Below are 18,350 nucleotides of genomic sequence, written 5' to 3'. Positions count from 1 at the left end.
CGACGCCACCGACAACGGCCAGTACTGATCACCTGGACGCAAAGCCCGGGCGCTCGCGCCTGTTACGTGAGCTGAACGTCTGAACGGCGTCGGCAGGGGGAATCGCCGGCCTGGGCAGGATCCGGGAAGATCGCTAATCTGCGACAATGTCATCCCATTATCGAGCGCCTGGCGCGTTGGCACTCGCGGCGGTGGCCGCACTCGCCACCACGCCGATCGCACAGGCGCAGGCGGCGCCCGCGGCCGCCGAGGGGCGAGTCTTACGGGTCTACAACAACAACATCGAGAACCTGGTCAGGAACAACGCCGACGGCACCTGCACCCGGATCTCCGGCCCGGACCGCCTCGCGTCGATGCTGGTCGACGACGACGGCAAGACAGGCACCTCCGGGGTGCTGGCTCCCGACCTCCTGATCGTGCAACAGGTGCGCGGCACCGGGCAGGCCACGGCCTACGCCGACCAGCTCTCGGCCATGTTCGGTCATCCGGCGGGCACGTACAAGGCGATCGTGGCCTGGGACAACCCCGAGGAGTGGGGCAGCACACACAAGTGCAGCCAGCAGTCGCTCGGCGACCTGAAGAAGAGGCAGACCAACGGGATCATCTACAACACCCGGACGCTGAGTCTCGCGGCGGGTGACATCTCGAAGTACTGGAGCGCGGGCTGGTTGAAGCCCGGGACCTCGTACAACGGCGGGGCCGGGTGCACGCTGTACAAGCCGCCGGACAGCGACGACGGCACCACCAACCAATACAAATGGAAGCGCACGAGCGCCATCGCGGCGAGGTTCACCATCAAGGAGACCGGGACGACGGTCTTCGCCGCGACCATGCACCTCCCGGAACAGAACGGCGCCAACGCCTGCGCGGGCGCGGGCTACACGGGCATCGCGAACTCCGGCATCCATGTCGGCGCGGACGCCACGAGCCTCATGAACGCGTCGACGATCCGCGTGATCGGGATCGACGCGAATCGTACGAACATCGCCGCCTCGACACTCGGCGGCTTCGGCATGAACGGCTACGGCGCGAGGGCGACCTCCGGTTCCAGGAAGATCGACTACCTGTTCGTCAAGGGCACCGTGCGGCCGTCGAGCATCGACCACACCGTGAGCAGCACGAAGTCGAACCATCTCGCGCTGTACGGATTCATCGACTTCTGAAGCGCCGGGTAGGGATCGGCGGCGTGCACCTGCGCGGGCGGCACGTGCGCGCAGGTGCGCGGACGCCGGGACGGCCCACTACAGAGCCGCTATAAGATCGCCACAATTGCTGTTTGGGTCTTGTCAAAACGACAGTGAAGGCGATCGCCCTCGCTTTAAGATCACTTCATGCTGATTCGCCGGACATTACGGATGATCACTGCTCTGGCCGCGACCTGCACCGTCGCGATCGCTGGGGGTGCGGGGACGGCCCAGGCCGAAGAGTCCCACGTGTCGTCCCAGAAGCAGTTGCTGTTCTACAACCACGCCTACAGCGTGGTGGACCGCGAGACAGCGGACGCCGTCGAGAACTCGGCCTACCTGCGCGAGTTCGCCAACTTCGAGGTCCGCACCACGACCGGTGGCGGCCTGACCTGGAAGGGCCGCTACCTCAAGGGCCGCGAGACCTACATCGAGCTGTTCGGTGAGAACGACCTGCCCGGCCAGGACGCCCTCTTCGGCTCCGCCGGGCTGGCCGTCTCGGCCGAGCGCGCCGGCGACCTGGACAAGGTGACCGCGCAGCTGAAGGCCCAGGGCATCTCCGACCCCGCCGAATACCGCCAGACACGTGACTTCGGCGATGGTGTCCCGATCCCGTGGTTCGACACCATCCGCACCACCTCCGCCCAGTACGAAGCCTTCGACCCGTGGGCGATGGAGTACTTCCCCGAATACTTCGCCGACCCGCGCAGCCAGACCGAGCCGGAGAGCTACCCCGGTGACGTCAGCCGGGAACGCTACCTGCCCGACGCCTACCAGGACCACCTGATGCGGGACATCGGCTACATCCGCATCGGTGTCACCGCGCGGGACCTGGCCAACACGCTGCCGCTGCTGCGAGCCGGCGGCTTCGACGTCGCGGTCGTCGGGGGCGGTGCGATCGCGACCGGCGGCGGCACCGTCATCCAGCTCGACTCCGTCGCGCGTGAGCAGGCGGGCCTGAAGCAGGTCACCATGTCGCTCAACCGCTCCGTGGAGACCCGGCACGAGGAGCGGATCGGACGTTCGACCCTCGTCGTGGGTCCGGGCGCCCGCGCCGAGTGGACCTTCGACGCCCCGCAGTAAAGCTTCACAACACCTCTTCCACGCGCCCGGCCGGCGACGACACTGATCGTCGCCGGCCGGGCTTCGTCGTTTCACGCGTCAGCCAGGCCGGGACGAGGCAGCCGAACCTTCAGCGGCCCCCGTGCCCTTCGGCCCCCGTGCCCTTCGGCCCCCGTGCCCTTCAGCGGCCCCCGTGTCCCTTCCGTGGCACGTCAGTGGAGACCCCGTAGTGGTCAGGTGGTCCGCACGGATGTCCTGGTACGCCGTGGCAGGCCAAAGTCGCCGGTAACAGATGGAAGCGCCCTCCCCCGAGAGGCTCTCATGATCAACCACGTTACCTTCGTGGCCGAGCACGTCTACGACACGCCACCGGTCGAGGTCTTCTCCGCCTGGGCCGACCCGGCCGTCAAGGCCCGCTGGTCCAGCGGTCCGGTCGGCCGGAACCCGCGGCTCGACCTGGACTTCCGGGTCGGCGGACTGGAGCGGTACCACGGCAACCAGGTGGGTGGTCCGGCGCACACGGTGCAGGCCCGCTATCTCGACATCGTGCCCAGCAAGCGCATCGTCTACAGCTACGACGTGCTGCTCGACCAGGTGCGCATCCTGGTGTCACTGGCCACGATCGAGTTCGTCCGGCACGGATCGAGCACCAGGCTCGTCCACACCGAGCAGGTCGCCTTCCTCACCGCCGAGAACACCTCCCGGTTCGAACAGCACATGCGAAACGCGCTGAAGTCCCTGGACGCGGAGCTGCGCGGCCCGAAAGGCAGGCCCCCCAACCGCCCCACGAGAGGGAATTGAGATGAAGTACCTGCTGATCATGCACATGAACCCCGTCCTCTGGCAGTCCCTGACCGAAGACGAGCACAACGACGTCTTCCAGGGCCACGAGTGTTTCCAGAAGCTGATCTCCGAGTCCGGGGAGATGGTGGAGACCAAGGCGCTGGCCGCCCCGGACAGCACCAGGACCGTACGGGTTCGTGACGGCGCCACGCGGACCGACGCCGGCCCCTTCGCCGAGTCAGAAGCCTTCCTGTGCGGCTACTACGTCGTCGACGTCGCCGGCGAGGAGCGCGCGGTCGAGCTGGCCGCCCTGATCCCGGACGCCCGGCACACCGCCATCGAGGTCCGGCCGGTGATCCACGAAGCCGGTGCGCAACCATGATCGCCGTCACTCGTACGCCGGCGCGTCCGCCGATCGTCACCGGGGCGCTCCTGCTGCGGATGGCCACCGTGGTGGCCTCGTCGATCGGGTTCTTCCTGCCGTTCGCCGTGGTTCCCGAGTACGCCGAGCGGTCGGCGGGCCCCACCGTCGCCGGCGCCGCGAACGCCGCTCTGCTGGTGACCACCGTGGCCGTCGAACTGGCCGCGCCGGCCCTGGTGGCCAGGCTCGGCTACCGGTGGGCGCTCGGCCTGGGCCTGCTCGCCCTCGGCGGGCCCGCCCTCGTGCTGCTGTCGTCCGCGGACGCCACGGCCGTCATCTCCGTCAGCGCCCTGCGCGGCGCCGGCTTCGCGGTCACGGTCGTGGCCGGCGGCGCGCTCACCGCCGAACTCGTGCCGGCCGAGCGGCGCGGCGAGGGGCTCGCGCTGGTGGGCCTGGTCAGCGGGGTCAGCGCGCTCCTGGCGCTGCCCGCCGGCAGCTGGCTCGCGCAGGTCGCGGGCTATGACGCCGTCTTCGTCGCCACCGCCGCCGTCCCCGTCCTGTCCATCCTGTCCGTCCCGTTCCTGCCGGGCCGTCCGGCGGTCGCGGGGCGGGCCGCGGGGGTGCCGGCCGGCCTGCGCTCGCCGTACCTGATGTGGCCGGCCGCGGTGTTCGCCGCGTCGGCCGCCGGGACCGGGATCCTGTGCACCTTCGTGCCGCTCGCGGTGCGCGGCGGACCCGACTGGGTCGCGCCGGCCGCGCTGCTGGCCCAGTCGGCCACCGCGACGCTCGCCAAATGGGTCGCCGGCCGCGCCGGCGACCGAAGGGGGCACGACGGCCTCCTGCTTCCCGGCCTCGTCCTGTCCGCGGCCGGCATGGCCGCCGTGTCGCTGACGCACTGGAGCGTGAGCGTCGTCGCCGGCGCCGCCGTCTTCGGCGCCGGGTTCGGCGTCCTGCAGAACGCCACCATGACCGTCATGTACGGGCGCGTCCGTCCGGAGATGTTCAGCACCGTCAGCGCCCTGTGGAACGCCGCCTACGACAGCGGCATGGCCGCCGGCGCGTTCGCGGTCGGTCTCCTGGCACCCCTGACCGGCTACCCGCCGGCGCTGCTGATCACCGCGGCCCTGATGGCGCTCGCCGTCACCCTCGTCCCACGTGCCCGCAACAGTAAGGATCCGAAATGACCCTGAACGCAATGACTCCCGCGATCGACCGGAACCGGGGTGACAGGCGCCGGCTGATGGCGCTCGCCGCCCTCGCCCTGCCCACCCTGCTGGTCGCCATCGACATCTCCGTCATGGGCGCCGCCCTGCCGTCCATCGCTCGCGACCTGCGACCCAGCGCCTCCGAACTGCTGTGGATCACCGACAGCTACAACTTCCTGGTCGCCGGATCCATGCTCGCCATGGGCGCCGCCGGCGACCGGATCGGCCGCCGGCGGATGATCCTGATCTGCGCGGCGATCTTCGCGGTGGCGTCGGCGGTCGGCGCCTTCGCCACGACCCCCTTGCTGGTGATCCTCGCCCGGGCCGTCATGGGCGTGGCGGGGTCGGCCATCATGCCCGCGTCGATGTCGCTGATCGGGGTGCTGTTCACCGACGCCAAGGCGCGGGTGCAGGCGATGGGCGCGTACATGACGGTGTTCCTCGCCGGCATGGCGGTGGCCCCGTTCGTCGGCGGGCTGCTGCTCGCCCACTTCTGGTGGGGGTCGGTGTTCCTGATCAGCGTTCCGGTCATGGCGGTCACCATGGCCATCGCGCCGCGGCTCCTGCCGGAGACGCGCTCCGGCCAGGCACCCCGCATCGACCTGGTGAGCACCCTGCAGAGCCTGGCCGCGATCCTCGCGATCGTGTACGCGCTCAAGGCCTGGGTGAACGACGGCGCGGACGTCTCGGCCTGGCTCGCCCTGACGGCCGGGATCATCCTCGGCGGCCAGTTCCTCCGGCGGCAGCGGCGGCTGGACAACCCGCTGCTCGACCTGGACCTGGTCCGCAACCCGGCAGCGGCGCGGACGCTGGCCGCCCTGTTCCTCACCTCGCTGATCATGGGCGGCAGCTCCCTGTTCTTCAACCTCTACCTGCAGGACGTGCAAGGACTGACCCCGCTCGGCGCCGCATGGTGGACCCTGCCCCAGATCGCCCTCATGATCGCCGCCTCCAACCTGGGACCGTGGCTCAACCGCCGGCTCGCCCATCGCACGATCGTGGTGTCGATGCTGCTGATCATGATGCTCGGATTCACCCTGTACGCCGTCCTGCCCGTCACCTGGATCGGCCGCCCGCTGGCGGCGACCGGGGCCGGCCTGGCCGCGTTCGGCATCGGAGCGGCGTTCCCGCTGCTCATGGACCGCGTCATCAGCGCCACCCCGCCCGAGCGCGCCGGTGCCGGCGCGGCACTGGCCCAGGTGAGCAACGAGCTCGGCATCGCGGTCGGCCTGACCGTCCTGGGATCGCTGGGCACCGTGGTCTACCGTGCCCGCCTGGACCTGCCGCACTCGCCGGCCGCCGTCAGCGTCGTCGACGGCATCGGGGAGGCCACCGCCCGCGGCGACCTGCGGCTGCTGCAGGGCGTGCGGGCGGCGTTCACCGACGCCTACAACGTCGTCGGCCTCGTCGGCCTGGCCGTACTGGTCCTGGTGCTGCTCCTCACGCGCCCCAAGGCGTCCGGGATCGCGCCCGGCGGCCGGAAAGTGGAGTGACCCGCACTGAGGGGACGGCGAGTCAATCAGCCACCGCGTACGTGGCCGAGACGGTGCCGGTCCTGTAGCGGCGCGAGGCCAGGAGCTTGCAGGTCAGCCGGCCGCCGTCGTACTCGAACAACTTCCTGCCCTTGCGGACGACGACCGGGTCGATGAGCAGCCGCAGCTCGTCGAGCAGGCAGGCACGCAGCAGATCCTGGACCGGGGTGACGCCGCCGGTGACCACGATGTCCTTGCCGGGCTCCCGCTTGAGCCGCGTGACCTCCTCGATGGCGTCGCCGCTGACCAGCGTGGAGTTGCGCCACTCGACCGCGGGCAGCGTGGCGGAGAAGACGACCTTGCGGAGGTCGTTCATCCGGTCCGCGAGCCCGCCGGTCGCCGTCGGCCAGTAGCCGGCGTGTTCCTCGTACGTGCGCCGCCCGAGCAGCATGGTGTCCGCGGCGGCCAGGTGCGCCTCGATCTGCTGCCGGCTACTTTGGCCCGCCCGGCCGTACCAGGGCATCCGTGAAGATCACCCGACTACTACGCAGCCGTCACTGATTCGCCGCTGAGGAGCACGTACGCCACAATGGCCGTATGGTTCCTGGCGAGCCGCGGGAGGTCTCGCCCCGCGAGGCCGAAGTGCTGGCGGGAGTAGCCGAGCACCTGACGAACGCGCAGATCGCCCACCGGCTGCAGCTCTCGATCCGTACCGTGGAAAGTCACGTCTCCTCGCTGCTGCGCAAGTACGGCGTGGCCAACAGGGCGGCCCTGGTGGCCATGAGCGGGCACCGGGCATCCCCTTCGACCAGGCCGGGGCACGTTGAGGGAATCCCGGTCAGCCACACGTCCTTCGTCGGCCGCAGGCAGGAGCGGCAGGAGGCACTGGCGGCGCTGACCCACGCCGCGCCGGTCTGCCTGGTGGGGCCCGGCGGCGTCGGCAAGACCCGGCTGGCCGCCGTGGTGGCGCAGGCGGCCGCGACGGAGTTCCCCGCCGGCGGGGCGTTCATCGATCTGACCCCGGTCGGCGAGGGGTTCGTCCTGCGAACCGTGGCCGACGCGCTGGGCCTGGCCGAGCGTCCGCCCCAGCCGCTGGAGCGGGTGGTCGCCGAGCGGCTCGCGCTGGGTCGGTCGCTGCTGGTCCTCGACAATTGCGAGCACCTGCTGGACGAGGTCGGCGATCTGGTGGAGAGCCTGCGCTCGGACTGCCCCCAAGCGGGGATCCTGCTCGCGAGCAGGGAGCGGCCGGGCCTGCCCGGCGAGCGGGTCATCACGGTGCCGCCGCTGGCCGGGGAGGCAGAGACGCTGTTCCTGGATCGGGCACGCGCGATCGATCCAGGATTCGCCGCGGAGCCCGCGGTCATCGCCGAGGTGTGCGCCCGGCTCGACGGGCTGCCGCTGGCGATCGAGCTGGCCGCCTCGCGGGTCGCCGTGCTGGGCATCGACGCCCTGCGGGTGGGGCTGCAGGACCGGCTTCGGCTGCTGTCGGGCGCGCGCGGCAGGCCGCCCCGGCACCGCTCGTTGCGTGCGGTCATCGGCTGGAGCTACGACCTGCTGGAAGAGGAGGAACGCGCGCTGCTGCGTCGCCTGTCGGTGTTCACCGGCGGGTTCGACCTGGCGGCGGCCACGGCGCTCATGCCGGCCACGCCGCCCAGCGCGACAGCCGACGTCATCGGCCGGCTGGCCGACAAGAGCCTGATCGGGGTGGTGGGCGGGGGCCGGTGGCGGCTGCTGGAGACCATCAGAGCCTTCGCCGCCGACCGGCTCGCGGACAGCGGTGAGACCGAGGAGACGCGCCGGCTCCGTCTGCGCTGGGCCGCGGGCACGGCCGAGACGCTGGAATCACGGCTCGACGGCACCTGGACACCGCAGTTCGACCTGGTGGCCGACGATCTGCGGGCCACGCTCGCCGACACACCCGCCGACATGCCCCCCGACACGTCCGCCGACACGTCCGCCGACATGCCCGCCGACATGCCCGCCGACATGCCCGCCGACATGCCCGCCGACAAGCTCGCCGACACGCCCGCCGTACCGGATCGGCAGGCCCATCGGCTGGCCAGGTCGCTGGCGCACCTCACGTTCGCGCGGCGCTTCCATCGGGAGGCGATCGGCCACTACCTGGCCGCCGCCGACCGGGCCCGCGACGCCGCGGACGGTCACCAGGACCTCCTGCGCGCGGCCGCCACGGCCGTCTCGATCGCCGACGGCTCCCTGGCCTTCCGCCTGCTGGTGCGGGCTGCCGACCAAGCCGAACACGCCGGCCTGCGCGCGGCCGCGCTCGCCGCCGCCCTCGTGGTCACCCACCGATACAGAGGCGCGCACGATCGCGACCCGATGTCCGAACGCCTACCGGCGCTGATCGACCAGGCGAGCGCCGGCGCCGCCCCCGCCGATGCGCGCACCGCGGCGCTGGTGGCGATCGCGCGGGCCTGGGATCAGGGCGGCCTCGAACTCGCCTGCTCCGCCGTCGACACCGCCCGTGAATGCGGTGACGCCATCGTCCTCCTGGGCGCGCTGGACGTGCTCACGCGCGCGTACTCGCGGGCCGGCCGGATGCGCGCCGTCCAGCGGATCTGTCGGGAGCGGCTCACGCTCATCGAGCAGCTGCCGGCACATGAGCCGTCCGCCGCGGCCGAGATCGTCGACACCTTCCACTCCGCGGCGCGTGCGGAGCTGTGCGTCGGCGATCTGCCGGCCGCGCTCGCCGTCGCCGACCGCGCGCAGCGCGAAGACCCCATCGGCGAACATCCCTACCTGTCCATCCCCAAGACCATCAGACCGCTCGCCCTGAGCGGCCGCTTCACGGAGGTCTTCGAGCAGGCGCCCGCCATGTGGGAGGCCTGGCACCAGGCAGGCAGCCCGCGCAGCGCCTGGATGGCGACCGCGGTCTACGCCGCGGCGCTCGCTCACGGGCTGGCCGGCACCGGCGAGTTCGACCTCTGGCGTTCGCGCGCGCTGGAGATGGCCAGGATGGAGGACGCGGCCTCCTCGCCGGTGCTGGCGCCCTTCGCCGCCTTCGTCGACGCCAGGATCGCCGTCCGCACCCGCGACCACCATCAGGCCGCCACGCTGGTCGAGCGCGCCTTCGCTCCCTTCACCGTGCGCTGGTACGAGGCCTACGCGCGCGCCGCCGGAGCCGAGCTGGCGGTCGTGGCCGGCCTGCCCGAGGCGGCCGAACGCGTCGCCGCCGCCATGCCGTACGCCGAGCAGAACGACTGGGCGGCCGCCTGCCTGGCCCGTGCCCGCGGGATCCTGCACGGCGATCACGACGCGCTGGCGGAGGCGGTCGAACGATGGACGTCGATCGACTCGCGATTCGAGCGTGCCTGCACGCTGCGTCTGCTGCCTGGCCGGGAGCAGGAGACGATCAACGAACTGCGCGCCATCGGGGTGCAGCCGTCCTTCTGACCACCGCCGTCACCAGCAGCGACCGTGGCGGGTCGCCCCGGGCCCGAAACCGGTGGTCAGCTCGGGATCGGGCTGCCTTCGCACCCTCTGCCGATCCGGCCCGTCTCGAAGTAGCGCACCACGTCGGCGGCGCACTTGGGCACCCGGGTGGTGGACACGTGCACGTCGTCGGCGACCGTGTAGACGGTGCCGCCGATGGCGCGCCGCGTCTGCAGCGTCCAGTCGTAGACGGACATGAACTCGTGCAGATGCCCCGCCAGCACCAGTGACCCGCTGCCCCGCTTCAACGTGGCCTGCTGCACCGGCAGCGGCCAGCCCGGACACATGACGGGCAGTCCCCAGGACCGGCCGGTCGCCGGATGGCGCTTCAGGAGCTGCTGGTAGTCACGCCAGGCGGTGTCGAAACCGGCCCGGCTGCTGTCCTCGTTGCACGCGACGGCCAGGTTCATGGTCATGTTCAGGGGTTCGGGCGCGCCGGGAGCGGGCGTCCCCATCATCGGCGCGCCGAGCAACTCCTTGACGGCGGGCGGGGCGGTGGTGCCCGCCGCCGTCCGCAGTTCGGCCAGCGCCTTGCCCGCGCGCGTCCACTCGGTCGAGTTGCGCCTGGCCAGGTCGGCGACGGCCGAGCCGTCGATGGGCCGCTGCAGGTCGGTGTAGATCTTGGGGCTCTTGTCGTACGCGCGGACCAGCTTCGTCACCTCCTCGCGCACCTGCCGGGCGGTGGCACCGAGACCGTAGGCCCCGTCGCGGCGGGCCAGCCAGGCGGCCATGCGCCCGAAGTTACGCTCGGCCGCCTCCGCGGAGCCCTTGGCGTGCTCGTCGACACGGGTCCAGGGCGGCGCCACGCTGTCCAGGAAGGCCCGTCCGGTGTGTCCGGGGAACAGGCTGCGGTACACCATGCCCAGATAGGTGCCCCAGGAGAAGCCGAGCAGGTTGAGGCTGCGCTCGCCCAGCGCGGACCGTACCAGGTCCAGGTCCTTGGCCACGTTCTCGGTGGTGAGCTGCCCGAGGAAGGCGGGGTCGGAGCGGCCGCACTTCTGGTTGGCGGCGACCTGGGCGTCGTAGATCTTCCTGGCCGCCTCCTCGGTCAGCGTGCCGGGCTCCTGCGGGCCATGGGGCGAGAGGGGGCAGGCGACCTTGGTGCTGTACCCGACCCCGCGCGGGTCGAAGCCGATGATGTCGTACCGCTCGTTGAGCCCCGCCATCTCCTCGTTCCTGAGCGCGGTCCGCAGGACCGGGTCCAGGTATCCGCTGTTGCCCGGCCCGCCCGGCAGGACGGCGACGGCGCCGAGCCGGTGGGCCGCGTCCGTGGCGGCCAGCCGGGTCACCGCGATGTCGATCTCCCGCCCGCCGGGCTCACGGTGGTTCAACGGGACGCTGACCGTCCCGCACTCCAGGCGCTTCATCAAGGAGCGGAAGGCCGCGACCTTCTCCTCCGCCACGCCCAGGCTGCGGATCACCTCATCGGAGTAGGCCGGGCAGGATTTCCACTGCACGGAGGACACCCCGGAGGTCGAGCTGGGGCCCGCGGTGGCGCTCGCCGCGGCGGGATGCGCCACCACCCCCGCCAGCGCCAGGGCCAGTGCCGTCAGTGAAGTTCGGTACGTCATGCGGACCAGTAGTAGAGCAGCGGCTGTTTCCTCGCCGTTTCCGTGAGGACGGCCCAGGGCGTGCGGGTCGCGGGCGTGGGGCTCTTGGGCGGGGTCCTGGAAGAGGGTACGGCTGCGCAGGCCGCGTGCCAGGATCCTGCTCAGATCGTGCGGGAGGTCGGTTCTCTCTGGATCAGGCGCATGCCGACGTAGGCGCCGATCCCGGTGATCTTCGCGTGGTGCACCTTGGTCCGCTTGAACTCGGTGAAGCCGAGCTTCTCGTACAGGCGCAGAGCCGGGGTGTTGACGTCGGCGATGGTGTCCAGCACGTACTCGTCGTACTGCGGCAGGTCGAGGAGGTGCTTGATGATGGCCGTGGCCACCCCCCGCCCGCGGAACCTCGATCCGGTCGCGACGAACTCCAGCGAGGCCATCCTCTCCCTGAAGTACGGCAGGGGCCGCTCGAACTCGCGGCTGAACGAGAGGTGAGCGATCGTCCCCTTGAGGACGCCGAGGTGCCTGCGCAGCTCTCGCGCGTCGTGCCGGACGGCCCGCTGCCGCCCGTCGGTGCACGCGACGATGCCGGCCGGCTCCCCGTGGATCAGGCCGACGTGGAAGACGTCGAGCACCAGCATGTGCGCCAGGGCGCCGGCGAGCTCGTCGGGGTCCTTGGAGAAGAAGGACAGGTCGGCCCCGAACCCGTCGACGAAGATCCTGGCGATCGCTCCACGGTGGCTCTCGCCCAGGTCGACGGCACGCTTGACCTCGATCACGCTTCGGTCCCCTTTCGTCTGGCGATGAGTGCCTCGATGCCGTCGAGGAGCAGGGTGAGGCTGAAGGTGAAGTCGGCGTCCTCGACCCAGTCCCGCGCGGCGCCGAAGGCTCCGGCTTCGAGAGCCGCCGCCAGCCCGGCGTAGCTGTCGGCGTCGACGAGCCGGGTGAGCAGCGCGGTGTAGCCCGCCGGCCCCTCTGGTCCCGCCTCGTCCACCGTGCCGCTCATGGCGGTGAGGAGGGTGGCGGAGCTGGCGGCGTACGCGGACAGGGTGGTGGTGATGTTGACGGCCTCCACCGCCGCCAGCCCGGCGCCGGTCAGCACGGTCAGTGCCCGGTCCAGCCAGCGCAGGGCACGCGGCCCTGTGGGCGGGGTGAGGGGGGCGACCTCCAGCAGCCACGGGTGGCCGGCCAGGAAGTCGCGGTAGGCGCGGGTCCAGGCGGTCAGATAGTCCCGCCAGGTGAGCGTGCCGGGCTCGGGCGGGTCGGGGGCCGCCGCGTCCACCATCGCGGTGAGCAGATCATCCTTGCTCGGGACATAGCCGTACAGCGCCATCGTGGACACGCCCAGCCGGGCGGCCACGCTGCTCATCCGCACGCCGGTCAGGCCCTCGGCGTCCGCGATCTCGATCGCCGCGTCGGTGATCCGGCCCAGCGTGAGGCCGGGGCGGGGGCCGCGGCGCGACCCGGGTTCCCGCCCCCACATCTGTGCGATCACCGTCGGCAGCTTCTGCTCTGGCTCCATCACGCCCCTTTAACTCCGTACGAGCTACACTATATCTCGTACGGAGAAAGTGGCGGCGACTTCCAGGTTCGAGCGCATTCCTCTGTTGTCTCAGGAGACCTCGGACGAGCGATCCCCCCATGCGGCCGGAACCGGTTCGCGCCCGTCGGACCGCAGGGAGACCGCGCTCGAGGACCGTAGGGCGAATCGGAAGGCGGCCCGGGTCTTACTCCAGGGGCAGGGGGCGGCGTGGCACGGGCGCGGTATGGATGAGAGACGTGGTCGTCTGACCGTACGGGGTGAACAGGTCGAGGATCGGTTCGAGCTCGTCGACCGCCCGCAGGTGCATCGTGAAATAGAAGCAGTCATCCCCGGTCATCCTGTAGCACTCGACGATCTGGGGAACCTCTTGGGCGATCTTGGAGATGCGCTGCAGTTCTCGGATCGCCGGACGGATCCGGACCATCACCGTGACCGGAAAACCCAGCGCCCGCGGGTCGACCTCGGCGCGATAACCGATGATCACTCCGGACTCCTCCAGCCGCTGCACCCGGTCGGCCACCGCGGGGGCCGACAGGGCGACCCGGCGGCCCAGCTCGGCGAAGCTCACTCTGGCGTCGACCTGCAGCTCGGCGAGAATACGAAGGTCGAGGGCGTCCATTCCCTTCGGTTCGTATGCCCGCTCGGGTCTGATCTTTCGATTCGCCATTCTCCTAAATTACGGGTTGGCCGACGATGGCGTCATGCCGCTCACCGGCCCCCGCGCCGTCCTCTCCGCGGCGCCCCCATGGACCTACTTCATCGGGAGCGCCGTCTTCCACTACCTCGGCCCGGCCTTCGCCGTGCTCCTGTTCGCCACGCTCGCCCCGCTCGGGGTCGCGGCGCTGAGGATCTGGAGCGCGGCACTCGTTTTCGCGCTCTGGCGTCGTCCCTGGCGGACCCTCGCCCGGCTCGACGCGGAGGGTCGTCGTACGATCATCGCCTGGGGTGCGGTGCTCGCGGCCATGAACGTCTGTTTCTACCTGGCGATCGCCCGCGTGCCTCTGGGGACCGTCGCCGCGATCGAGTTTCTGCCGGTCATCGTGCTGGCCGCGCTCGGTGCCCGTACGGCACGTAATCTCGCGGCACTCGTGGCGGCCGTCGGCGGTGTATACGTGCTGACCGGCATCCGGCTGGCCGGGGAACCGCTGGGGTTGGTGTTCGCCCTCGCCAACGCGGCGCTGTTCGCCGCCTACATCGTGCTGGCTCACGGTACGGCTCGGCGGCTGCGCGGCGTCAGCGGCATCGACGGACTGGCCGCCGCCATGCTGATCGCCAGCGTGTTCGTCGCGCCGGTGGCCGTTTGGCAGGCCGCTCCCGCGATGATCGACCCGGTCACACTCGCCGCCGGGATCGGGGTGGGGATCTGTTCGTCGGTGATCCCGTACGTGTGCGATCAGCTCGCCATGGCACGCATGGCCCGCTCCACGTACGCGCTGCTGGTGGCGCTGCTTCCGGCCACCGCAACGGTGATCGGGGTCGTGGTGCTCCGGCAACTCCCGTCACCTGCCGAGCTGGCCGGGGTCGGGCTCGTGGTGCTCTCGGTCGCGCTCCATCGGGAACTTCGGCCCCCTCCAACCGCGGTGAAGGCCACGCTCTCACAGGAAGGTAAGACGAAGTGCGATACATGAAGCTGGGCTCGTCGGGACTGCGGGTCTCGCGGATCTGCCTGGGCATGATGACGTACGGCGATCCGGAATCCCGGGACTGGATCCTGCGCGAGGACGCGGCCGAGCCGATCGTACGGCGCGCGGTCGAGGCCGGTGTGACGTTCTTCGACACCGCCGACATGTACTCCGGCGGCGCGAGCGAGGAGATCACCGGGCGGCTGCTCGGCAAGCTCTTCGCGCGCCGCGACGACTACGTTCTCGCCACTAAGGTCTACTTCCCGATGGGGCCGGGCCCGAACGACCGAGGGCTGTCCCGCAAGCACGTGCTGGCCGCCATCGACGCCTCGCTGACGAGGCTCGGAACGGACTATGTCGATCTGTACCAGATCCACCGCTGGGACTACGAGACGCCTGTCGAGGAGACCATGGAGGCCCTGCACGACGTGGTGCGGGCCGGCAAGGCACGCTACATCGGGGCCTCCAGCATGTACGCCTGGCAGTTCGCCAAAGCGCAGCACACTGCTCAGACAGCCGGCTGGACCAGGTTCGTGTCGATGCAGAACCACTACAACCTGGTGTACAGGGAGGAGGAGCGAGAGATGATCCCGCTCTGCCTGGACCAGGGGGTAGGTGTCATCCCGTGGAGCCCGCTGGCACGCGGACTGCTCACCGGGAGCCGCCACCGCGACGGCCGGCCGCGCACGGTCCGATCCGGCAGGGACCCGCTGGCCGACAGCATGTACGAGGACGCGGACTTCGACGTCGTCGACGTGGTGCGCGCGGTGGCGGGCGAACGAGGCTTGCCCCCGGCGCAGCTCGCGCTCGCATGGCTGCTCGGGAGACCTGGCGTGAGCGCGCCGATCGTCGGGGCGAGCAAGGTGGGTCACCTCGACGACGCGATCGCGGCGGTCGAGGTGTCCCTGAGCGAAGAGGAGGTGGCCCGCCTGGAGGCCCCCTATCGACCGCATCGGATCATCGGGCACTCCTGAAAGCCGCCGGTGGGCAGGGTCGGCCCCCTTGGCCGGGGCATGGCGCCGCCTCCAGCTCCCTCACCCGCTCGCCGCTGATCCAACCGCCGAGTGCGCTGCCCGCTCCGATTCGGGCAGCCGCCAGTCGGCCGTCCACAGCCGGGTGCCCGAGCGGCGGTCGAGGCGGCGCAGGAACGACAGGACGCCAGCGGTGCCGGTGCTCCAGGTGTAGGCCGCCTTGTCGAGGTCGTTGCCGGGGAAGACCGGCTGCGCCGGCTCGCCGCCGGCCCGTACCAGCATGCGCTCGGCGATGTCCTCGGCGTGGCGCCAGTAGTCGTCATGGCCCGTGACGATCGCCAGGTCGATCAGCGCTTCGCCGATGCCCGCCAGGCCGCAGCACTGGGAGACCACCCAGGCTTGCGGGGCGACGACCAGGCACGCCCGCGCGCCCCGCTCGGCCAGCTCCAGGTAGCGGTCCTCGCCGTACGCGCGGGCCGCGCGGGCCAGCGTGCCGGTGATGCCCGACATGCCCTGGCACCAGGAGGCCCCCATGGCCCGGGCATCAGGGCCGTGCAACTCGCCGATCAGCGCCTCGGCCTGGACGGCCAGCGCCGCCAGCCGCTCCCGGGCCGCCTCGCCCGCCGCTCGGTCGCCGGTGGCCTCGTGGTAGGAAAGCAGGAAGTCCGCGCACCCCGCGTCGCCGTGGGCGTACGCCGTGTCGACCGACACGCCGGAGCCGGGCTGGGCGGGCGCCACGGCGTCCTGCGACCGCGTGACCTCACCGGCGATCAGCAGCCGGGCGCACTCGGCGGCGATCCGCAGATGCCGGGCATCGCCGGGGTCGAGGGCGGCCAGGGCCAGATGGCCCGAGCCGATGCCTGCCACGCCGTGTGCCTGGTCGGCCCGCTGCGGGCCGTCGATGGTGACGGGGGCCGGCGCCGCCAGTTCCGGCGCGGCGCTCAGCCGGGCCGCGGTCAGGAACAGCGCGGTGCCGGTACGGCCGAAGTACAGCGAGGGCGGGAGCTTGGCGGGCGGCATCACGCGGGCCGTCCACCGGGCCAGGTCGGCGGCCACGGCCTTGGCCTCCGGGTGGTGCAGCAGTTCCATGCCGACTCCGGCACTGCCGCCGTAGACGTTGGTCACCGGCGGGCTCTCCCGGCGGGCGTCCTCGGGCGCGGCCATCAGCTGCTCGGCGAAGGCCGCGCACTCGCGCACGGTGTGGTCGAGCGCCTTGGACAGCAGTTCCCCGGTGAGCCTGGGCGGGGAGGGCAGCTTCCACCGCCTCACCTGCGGCCGATCGGCGGTGGGACCCGGTTCGTGGGCGGGTCTGAGCTCGGCGGCGGGATCCGGTTCGTGGGCGGATCTGAGCTCGGCGGCGGCGGCGGTGCGGTCGGCGGGGTCGAGGCTCAGCAGGCCGGGCAGCAGGCCGAGGACGCCCGCCGTGACGTCCGGGAACATCCCCGCCAGGCACATGAGCGTGCGCTCGACGTTGCGGACCGGGTCCGGGCCGATCATGATCGGGTTCATCCCGGTCGCCGCGAAGAACAGGGTGGCGCCCAGCGAGAAGTAGTCGTCAGCGGGCACGGAGTCACGGTCGGTGTGCTGGTCGGGCACGCTGTAGCCGCGGCTCCAGCCGGGCAGCTGCAGCCCGTCGTACCTGCTGTTGCCGAAGTCGATCAGGGTGCAGCGGCCGTCCTCGCCGAGCACGACGTTCTTGGGCGACAGGTCGCGGATGACGACGCCGTGCGCGTGCACCGCGTCGATCACCTCCAGCAGCCGGACGGCGAGCGTGCCGAGGTCGCGCTCGCCGGTGCCGGGCTCCTCGGTGAACAGGCCGTTCTCCGCGACGAAACGGTTGAGGTCGCGGCTGCCCGCGTCGGTCATGACGAGGAACTCGTCCTCGCCGTGCCGGAAGTGGTCGATCGGCTCCGGTACGCCTGCCACGCCCGCGAGCGCCTGCAGGACGCGCAGCTCGTTGCGGAGGTACATCCGCAGGTCCCAGCCCTCGACGTTCTCCCCGACGTACGCGCGGGCCTCCTTGACCACGACCCGCCGTCCGGCGGCGTCGGTGGCGCGGTAGACGTTTCCGCGCGGGCCGCGCACGACGCCGGAGGTCACGCGGTACCGGCCGCCGATGAGCCGCCCGCTGCCGCCGTCGGCGGCCTGCCCGGTGGTCTGGGCGGGCGGCAGTGTTCCCAGCGGCGTTCCCAGCGGCGTTGCCGGCGGCGTTCCCGGTGACGGCCGTTCATCAGGCTGCGACGGCCCGGCCGGCTCCGTGGGGCGGAACGGGTCGGTGGCCCAGGGCGGGCAGGTGAACTCGGGGCCGGCCGCGCCCGGCAGCTGCTCGCCGTCCGGCCCGATCACGATCAGCTCGAAGTCGCCGTTCTCGTCCACGCGGTACTGCGGGGCGAACGGGGCATACCTGTAGTACACCGGAGCATCGGGGCGGACCCGCCGATCGCTGACGACGCGCGGGGCCGACAGCCCGGACAGGGCGTCGGCGAGGGCGTGGCCCAGTTCGACCACCGCGTCCTGCTCCGGGTAGACCGTCATGGCCTTGCCCACGGCTCCCGGGTCGACGTCGCCGGAGTTGAGCTCCATGAGCCGGTGGGTCGAGCGGGCGACCTTGAAGGCGCAGCCGGTGCCGGCCAGGATCGGCAGCGCGCGGTCAAGGGTGTCGTTGAGGGTGCCGGGACGTGCGGAAATGTGGATTTTCCAGCCCTGCAACGGAATGTCGTGGTGAGGATCGTGAACGCTGATCCACGTGTCGTCCTCGTATATTTCCCTACCGTTCGAATCTGCAAATTGGGTAAGGCGGTCGAGCACATTAAAGTCCACGGTCATCCCTCGATAACAGAGCGCATCGTCCTGATATGAGAAAAGGCCATCAGAGCATCGCCGACGGCCTTTCCCCAGCGCATCTCGTCACCACGCTTCACCGCGTGGGATCAGGCGCTTCACACAATGGACGGGCAGCAGGGGAAGCTGCTGCAGACCGTACGCTTGCAGGTGTTGACGCAGGCCTGCGGGCCGTGGAGCAGCTTGTTGAGCTCGCCTTCGAAGTCGACGGCGAGATCTTCGTACTCCAGGACTCCGGCGTCGCGGGGCTCCAGTGCGAGGACCGACATAAGGGCTCCTTCCTTGGCCACCTATGGGCGGCCGGCGTAGGGA

Annotated in this window: 16 protein-coding genes; 9 read left to right on the top strand and 7 right to left on the bottom strand. The window is 71.1% G+C overall.

The features are described from left to right. The first annotated feature begins 146 nt into the window (after positions 1–146). The 6 genes from ACFKCF_RS39575 to ACFKCF_RS39550 all read left to right on the top strand — a co-directional run bounded on the left by ACFKCF_RS39575 (position 147) and on the right by ACFKCF_RS39550 (position 6,088). On the top strand, positions 147–1,163 hold the full coding sequence (locus ACFKCF_RS39575; protein WP_394500446.1) for a hypothetical protein: 1,017 nt from the start codon (positions 147–149) through the stop codon (positions 1,161–1,163). Positions 1,164–1,331: 168 nt separating this feature from the next. Next, positions 1,332–2,267, top strand: coding sequence for a DUF5829 family protein (locus tag ACFKCF_RS39570; RefSeq protein ID WP_394500445.1), 936 nt, complete (start codon positions 1,332–1,334; stop codon positions 2,265–2,267). Positions 2,268–2,567: 300 nt separating this feature from the next. Further along, a complete protein-coding gene (locus tag ACFKCF_RS39565) occupies positions 2,568–3,047 on the top strand; it encodes an SRPBCC domain-containing protein (RefSeq protein ID WP_394500444.1) in 480 nt (159 codons plus the stop codon). A 1-nt stretch (position 3,048) separates the two neighbouring features. Continuing rightward, positions 3,049–3,411: a YciI family protein gene (locus ACFKCF_RS39560; protein WP_394500443.1), complete on the top strand. Its 363-nt coding sequence runs from the start codon at positions 3,049–3,051 to the stop codon at positions 3,409–3,411. Further along, positions 3,408–4,574 (top strand): MFS transporter, encoded by a 1,167-nt coding sequence (locus tag ACFKCF_RS39555; protein ID WP_394500442.1) that lies wholly within the window; start codon positions 3,408–3,410, stop codon positions 4,572–4,574. Before ACFKCF_RS39560 ends, ACFKCF_RS39555 begins: the two co-directional genes overlap by 4 nt. Further along, a complete protein-coding gene (locus ACFKCF_RS39550; protein ID WP_394500441.1) occupies positions 4,571–6,088 on the top strand; it encodes an MFS transporter in 1,518 nt (505 codons plus the stop codon). Before ACFKCF_RS39555 ends, ACFKCF_RS39550 begins: the two co-directional genes overlap by 4 nt. 22 nt (positions 6,089–6,110) lie before the next feature. On the opposite strand, the gene ACFKCF_RS39545 is transcribed toward ACFKCF_RS39550, so the two are convergent. After that, on the bottom strand, positions 6,111–6,590 hold the full coding sequence (locus ACFKCF_RS39545; RefSeq protein ID WP_394500440.1) for a dihydrofolate reductase family protein: 480 nt from the start codon (positions 6,588–6,590) through the stop codon (positions 6,111–6,113). Between the two features lie 74 nt (positions 6,591–6,664). Between ACFKCF_RS39545 and ACFKCF_RS39540 the strand changes: the two genes are divergently transcribed. Continuing rightward, a complete protein-coding gene (locus ACFKCF_RS39540) occupies positions 6,665–9,478 on the top strand; it encodes an ATP-binding protein (protein ID WP_394500439.1) in 2,814 nt (937 codons plus the stop codon). Between the two features lie 56 nt (positions 9,479–9,534). On the opposite strand, the gene ACFKCF_RS39535 is transcribed toward ACFKCF_RS39540, so the two are convergent. The 4 genes from ACFKCF_RS39535 to ACFKCF_RS39520 form a co-directional block, all read right to left on the bottom strand. Continuing rightward, a complete protein-coding gene (locus ACFKCF_RS39535; RefSeq protein WP_394500438.1) occupies positions 9,535–11,088 on the bottom strand; it encodes an alpha/beta fold hydrolase in 1,554 nt (517 codons plus the stop codon). Between the two features lie 140 nt (positions 11,089–11,228). Further along, positions 11,229–11,840 (bottom strand): GNAT family N-acetyltransferase, encoded by a 612-nt coding sequence (locus ACFKCF_RS39530; protein ID WP_394500437.1) that lies wholly within the window; start codon positions 11,838–11,840, stop codon positions 11,229–11,231. Continuing rightward, on the bottom strand, positions 11,837–12,583 hold the full coding sequence (locus ACFKCF_RS39525) for a TetR/AcrR family transcriptional regulator (protein ID WP_394500436.1): 747 nt from the start codon (positions 12,581–12,583) through the stop codon (positions 11,837–11,839). The genes ACFKCF_RS39530 and ACFKCF_RS39525 overlap by 4 nt, the downstream gene beginning before the upstream one ends. A gap of 205 nt (positions 12,584–12,788) precedes the next feature. Continuing rightward, a complete protein-coding gene (locus tag ACFKCF_RS39520; protein WP_394500435.1) occupies positions 12,789–13,271 on the bottom strand; it encodes an Lrp/AsnC family transcriptional regulator in 483 nt (160 codons plus the stop codon). Positions 13,272–13,305: 34 nt separating this feature from the next. On the opposite strand from ACFKCF_RS39520, the gene ACFKCF_RS39515 reads away from it, so the two are divergent. Continuing rightward, positions 13,306–14,232, top strand: coding sequence for an EamA family transporter (locus tag ACFKCF_RS39515; protein WP_394500434.1), 927 nt, complete (start codon positions 13,306–13,308; stop codon positions 14,230–14,232). Next, complete coding sequence (locus ACFKCF_RS39510; RefSeq protein ID WP_394500433.1) at positions 14,220–15,200, top strand: aldo/keto reductase; 981 nt, start codon at positions 14,220–14,222, stop codon at positions 15,198–15,200. Before ACFKCF_RS39515 ends, ACFKCF_RS39510 begins: the two co-directional genes overlap by 13 nt. A gap of 60 nt (positions 15,201–15,260) precedes the next feature. Here ACFKCF_RS39510 and lanL read toward each other — a convergent pair whose 3' ends face one another. Together lanL and ACFKCF_RS39500 are read right to left on the bottom strand one after the other, a co-directional pair. Next, positions 15,261–18,023 (bottom strand): class IV lanthionine synthetase LanL, encoded by a 2,763-nt coding sequence (lanL, locus tag ACFKCF_RS39505; RefSeq protein ID WP_394500432.1) that lies wholly within the window; start codon positions 18,021–18,023, stop codon positions 15,261–15,263. A 113-nt stretch (positions 18,024–18,136) separates the two neighbouring features. Further along, positions 18,137–18,307, bottom strand: coding sequence for an SflA family class IV lanthipeptide (locus ACFKCF_RS39500; protein ID WP_165974944.1), 171 nt, complete (start codon positions 18,305–18,307; stop codon positions 18,137–18,139). Positions 18,308–18,350: the final 43 nt, after the last annotated feature.

Origin of the sequence: Nonomuraea sp. JJY05 (assembly GCF_043496855.1) — a bacterium.
In the GTDB taxonomy this organism is placed as follows: Bacteria; Actinomycetota; Actinomycetes; order Streptosporangiales; family Streptosporangiaceae; genus Nonomuraea.
Note: the sequence above shows the minus strand (reverse complement) of the source record. Positions and strands in the feature narration are given on the sequence as shown.